This window comes from Psychrobacillus sp. (assembly GCF_056205495.1).
In genome coordinates this window covers 1-5702 of sequence record NZ_JBAEAP010000307.1, presented here as the reverse complement: position 1 = coordinate 5702, position 5702 = coordinate 1, and the positions used below count along the sequence as shown (strand labels likewise).

General features: G+C 38.2%; 3 protein-coding genes and 1 pseudogene. All 4 read left to right on the top strand.

Going from position 1 to position 5702, the window contains the following annotated elements:
• Positions 1–315: pseudogene (locus tag AC06OU_RS08990) on the top strand (LCP family protein); the annotation flags it as partial.
• Positions 316–458: 143 nt separating this feature from the next.
• Positions 459–2993 (top strand): SH3 domain-containing protein, encoded by a 2535-nt coding sequence (locus AC06OU_RS08985; protein ID WP_475855304.1) that lies wholly within the window; start codon positions 459–461, stop codon positions 2991–2993.
• Positions 2994–3151: 158 nt separating this feature from the next.
• Positions 3152–3859: an SH3 domain-containing protein gene (locus tag AC06OU_RS08980; protein ID WP_475855303.1), complete on the top strand. Its 708-nt coding sequence runs from the start codon at positions 3152–3154 to the stop codon at positions 3857–3859.
• Positions 3860–5398, top strand: coding sequence for a SpoIID/LytB domain-containing protein (locus AC06OU_RS08975; protein ID WP_475855302.1), 1539 nt, complete (start codon positions 3860–3862; stop codon positions 5396–5398).
• The last annotated feature ends 304 nt before the right edge of the window (positions 5399–5702 follow it).

The following is a 5702-nucleotide window of genomic DNA, read 5'->3' as shown; positions in this document are numbered from 1 at the left end:
ACGAGTATATCAAACATTACTAAAATAGATGATATGATTGAAGATATAGGAAATAATGTGAAAACTAATATTCCTTCTTCCGAATATCTTGGTCTAATTAAGACATACCAAAAGATTAAGTCTTCACCAATCGAGCAGCTTCAGCTTAAAGGGGTAGATGATACACGTAGAGGCGTCTATTATTTCATACCAGATGAACAAGGTTTAGAGGAACTTAGTGAGCAACTAAAACTAAACTTAAAAGATTTCGGTAATAATGCCCAAACTGATTCAAAAAAGTCAACTAAAGTAACTGACTTAACAATTGGAGAGTAAAATGAGGAGTCCATATGGACTCCTCATTTTACTCTTTTTTCTATTCCTCGAGTATATTTCATGCCTATTAATACATTTGTTGGATTGTTTTATAGTAAAATTTGCATTAAAATGTAGAAAATACACGTTTCAGGGAGGAAAAAATGAAAAAAGTAATAGCATCATCTGTTTTAGCAACTTCTGTCCTTTTGCCCATTAATCTTCTGACAAGTGATACAGTTCACACATATGCTGCCTCAAACACAGCAATCACGTCTACTCAACTATCAACTAAGGCTTTAATAACAAATAATAACGTTAATATTAGAAAAGGAGCGACAACTAGCTATATTAGCATTGGAAAAGTCCAAAATGGACAGCTAGTTACTATAATTGACCGCTTTACAAATTCTAGCGGTGAATTATGGTATAAAGTAAAGGCCGATTCTATGTCGGGTTGGGTAATAAGCGATTACGTAAAAGAGGTTTCAAATGCGGTTGGAGGAAACTCTACTACTAATGGAAATTCTTATGTTGGTTCTTCACAAAAAATAGGGAAATCTGCGGCTCATATGAGAAGCGGTGCAACTACTTCCTACAAAATATTATCTACTATTCCATCTGGAACTTCCTTGAAAGTTTTAAGTAGTTTTACAAACGCTCAAAAAGAAGTTTGGTTTAATGTAGAATATCAGGGGAAAAAAGGGTGGGTTTTATCAGATCTATTTTTATTGAATGCTACTAATGGAGAGACAGGTACCTCTATGAAGGTAGTAAATCAATCGACCGTCCATAAAGGGGCAACTAAAAGCTATGCAACAGTTGCTACTGTCAAAGCCGGCACTACATTGACTGTTCATCAAGAGTTTACAAATGCTGCAAAAGAAAAATGGATGCAGGTAACCTATGCAACTGGGAAAAAGGGTTGGATCCAAGCAACTGCTTTTGAAGAAGCAGCAAGTGATTCTAAGACAGTGGTAAAAGCTTCTACTGTACATTCAGGGGCAACTAAAAGCTATAAAGTTGTTGCAACTATTAACGTAGGAACAGAGTTAGCAGTTCATCAAGAGTTTACAAATGCTGCAAAAGAAAAATGGTATCAAGTAACTTATGCCACGGGCAAAAAAGGCTGGATATCTGGGGCAGCATTCGATAGTGTTTCTACCTCACCAGAAACACCACCAACTGAAACACCGGACAGCGGACAAGTTATAGAACAAAATACGAATCTAGTAGTTTCTGTTTCTGTAGCAAATATGCGTTCAGGCCCTAATATGTCTTATGACGTTGTTACTCAATCTAGATTAAACGATTCTTTTATCTCTACCCATTATGCATTAGATACAAACAATGAAAAGTGGTACAAGGTTGGCACAACTAGTGGGGAAGCTTGGCTTCATGAATCTGTAGTAAACGTAGTGGATAGCGCGATAGAACCCCCAGTAACAACTCCAGGTAATGGAGAAACTGGAACTATTAAGCGATTTAACGCTTTAGTTTATGCAGATAGTAAGTTTAACTCTGCTGTTTTGCAGGGACTTCCTATAAATACAGCTTTCACAGTGTTAAATAAATTAAATGGTACAGACGGGACTAATTGGTTACATATTAAAGCAGGGGCAGTCGAAGGCTGGATTCCTGACTTTGAGGTAAGTGATAGTATTCCTACGAAATATGCAACAAAAGCTTCTACTGTATTCGGCAGTGCAAGTGCCACATCTAAAAAGGTAGAGTCTGTCACAGCTAGCTCTCCTTTAAGAATCTTACGTACTTTAAACAGCTGGTTAAATGTAGAAACACAAAGTGGAAAACGTGGTTGGATTCAAGCATCCTTAGTATCAGATGCATCACCAGTCTCTCTTATTAATGGAAGAACTGAAGTGCGTAACGGACAAAATTATTTAGTATGGACTAAACCTACTAATTTTAAGATAACTTATACAATGCCATCTGCAAATGTATTAAAAATTAACGGCAATCTATCTAGTATTAATACAATTGCTTCCGGATTAAAGGGAGTAAAAAGCATGAAGGTAGATACAGTATCAGGAGGTACTTCGGTATTAACTGTTACATTTGATCCTAACTATACGTATACAATAAGAGATTACGATAAAGAGTTAACGATCAAGGTAGTTGCCAAAGGATTAGCTGGTAAGAAAATCATTATTGATGCAGGTCATGGAGCTAAGGATCCGGGAGCAGTAGGTCCTAAAGGCACTAGAGAGAAAGATGTAAACCTTGGCACTGCTAAATTCTTGAAGGCAGAGCTAGAGGCTGCTGGAGCAATTGTAACCTTAACACGTAGTACTGATGTATTTTTAGAACTAAAAGAAAGAACTGATATTGCTAATGCTTCTGATTATGATGCATTTATCAGTATCCATGCAGATTCATTCTCATCTACATCTAAAGGAACTACTACTTATTACAATACGTCAGTTAACTTTAACGGTCCAAAGAGCTTTACATTAGCGAAGAGCGTTCAAGCAAATCTAGTGAAAGAAGTTGGAACATATAATCGAGGAGTAAAACAACAAACATTCTATGTTAACCGCATGAATGAGATTCCTTCTGTGTTAGTGGAGCTTGCATTTATCTCTAACCCTTCGGAAGAGGCATTATTAGCTTCCGATGCTTTCCGTAAAAAAGCAGCAGTAGGTATTCGTAAAGGATTACAAGACTTCTTTAATCAATAATTGTTAAGTAATAGGAAATTATGCCGATAAATATCCTAGGAGTGATTCCTAGGACATATCGGCCATTTTTTTGAATAAATTCTTTGTCGAAATATTGGGTCATTAGTCATTAGTCATTTCTAGCGATAAAACAATAAAAGATAGGAAGGAAGAAAAAAATGAAAAAGAAAATACTAACAACGATTGGTGTTGTATTAGGCTTAAGCTTTCTAATTGCAATTAATACACCTGCCTCTACAAAGGCAAATTCTAATCTACTATTAGCTTCGGTTGATTGGGTGCAATCTCAATTGAATCCGTTAAATTCAAAAGTAACAACTTTAGAAAAGAAGGTTGCTGAGCAGGACGCTATGATTAAGCAACTGCAAAAAGCAGTTTCAGAGGGTGGCACAGTAATTCCGCCTATTCCATCAACACCTGAAACACCTACACCTGGTACTTTACCTTCAGTTGTATACACAAATGCTAGCAGCGTGAAGGTTCATAGCGGAGCTACACGTAATTACAAGGTACTTGCAACATTTACAGCAAACAAAGCATTAAATGTAATTGATCAGCACGGTACGGGAGCAAACCTATGGTACCGAGTAGAAGTATCTTCAACTGTAAAAGGGTGGGTTCACTCTGGAGACGTTACAACAACAAAGCCAAGTAATGTAACACCAAGCTCTGTCATTACAAAAGAAGCAGTAAACATTCGTAAAGGCGCTACAACTAGCTATGCTTCTATCGAACTAGTAGTAAAAGGAACTTCTTTAAAATACATAAGTTCTTTTAAAAATGCAAAAGGTGAAACGTGGTACAATGTTCAATCCCCAAAAGGAAACAAAGGTTGGGTACTAAGTACGTTAACTGAGGTGAGATAATTGAATAAAAAATTTGTAGCAGTATTAGCGGCTGTTTCTTTGAGCTTTGCGTCAGCTAATACAGCACTTGCATACAAGCAAGAGACCTATTCGAAGCAAATCCAAGTCGAGGTACACAATACCTTTACAACTTCTTTGACTTTAAATGGTGTATATAAGTTAGAAAATCTTACAACTAAAGAAATGTTCTTTGCAATGCCTAATACACCTATAACATTTTCCCAAGTCAATGGAGAGGTTTCCATTTATCAAATGGGGGCAACTATGTACTCCTCCCAAGGCTATGCCTTACATGCTGTGACAGGAAGTGAAAAAATAGTTGTTTTTAGAGCTCCTGTTGAAGGCAGAAAGGGTGCAACCGCTGATTATGCGGTTGTAAAATCCTATCAACCGTTCCAAGGGGCAAAATATGTAACGGAGTTTACAAATGGGAATGGAGAGCTTTGGTACTCCATTACGGACGAACAAGGGGTATCCTCTTGGGTTCCTGCTAAAGACGCAACTTTATCATCTGTCGTCTCTCAGCCACTTGGTAAGACACCAAACGGCACACAATATAGAGGAAGCTTCAATGTAGTGAAATCAGGATCCAATGTACAAATTGTGAATAGACTTGATTTAGAAAACTACTTAAAGGGAGTTATTCCAAATGAGTCTCCTGCATCGTGGCATTTAGAAGCGCTAAAAGCTCAAACGGTAGCAGCTCGTAGCTACACTCTAAGCAAAGCCGGTATCTTAAGTAGCACGACTAAGGATCAAATGTATAAAGGCTATACATCCGAGCACAAAAACTCAAATGCAGCAGTAGATGCTACGAGGGATTTAGTAGTTAAATATAAAGGTAAGCTTGTACAGGCTTACTATTATTCTACTAGTGGTGGAAGAACAGCGAATATTGGTGATGTCTGGAATTCTACACAGGTACCCCAATTTGTATCAGTCGATGATTCGATTGAACAATCTCCTTACAAGAACTGGTCTGTACAAATTCCGGTATCCAATATTTTGACGAAGTTTGGTTTTAGCCCGACTGCTCAGCTACTGGATATTAAGCTGACAAAAGGTGGAGCAAATGGTGAAGTAACAGCCGTAACAGCTGTAACCACTGCAGGAGAGAAAACTATAACAGGTAATGAAACAGTAATGCGTAATGTTTTCTTAGATGCAAGCAATAAATCCTTGAAGTCAAGCTGGTTCGACGTTGCGTTTACAAAACCAACTGGTGGAGGAGTAAATGATATTACTGTGCAACAGGCTAATGGAACAACTCCTGTGGATTCGCTGACTGGTGTTTCCGTTCAAACAGCTAACGGTATTGTAACGATTCCAGAAGGATCGGTAAGCATCCAAACTAGTAGCGGTACTGTGAACACAGATACTGTACAAACGGGCATTCAATCGGTGACAGTCAACGGGAAAGGCTACGGACATCGTATCGGTATGAGTCAATATGGTGCCAAAGCACGAGCAGAGGCTGGCTGGACATACGATCGCATACTCAAGCATTACTATCAGGGCGTAACGATTGAAAAATATTAATAAAACGAAAAAAGCAAGAACGTAGAGGAATCAACGTTCTTGCTTTTTAATATATAATAATTGCTCATCGCTTAATCGAATATAGGTGAATAGAAAATCGCCGATTTACGCTTTAGGCGGACGCTTTCCACGGGGTGAGCGATAAGCCATCACCCATCGCTACCGCGCGTGGTTGTGATGTCTTATCTGTCCCACTCATCCCGTTGGAGTCGCCACCTGCCGCTACAATCACAGGGAAAGTAGGACCTTAAAATGGGATGCTTTTGAGTAGAGATGTATAGAGTAAAGTTACTATTTCAGATGT

Excerpts from the sequence above, each read along its gene's own strand:
- AC06OU_RS08985 (WP_475855304.1), top strand. The coding sequence starts at position 459 with ATGAAAAAAGTAATAGCATCATCTGTTTTAGCAACTTCTGTCCTTTTG.
- AC06OU_RS08980 (WP_475855303.1), top strand. The coding sequence starts at position 3,152 with ATGAAAAAGAAAATACTAACAACGATTGGTGTTGTATTAGGCTTAAGC.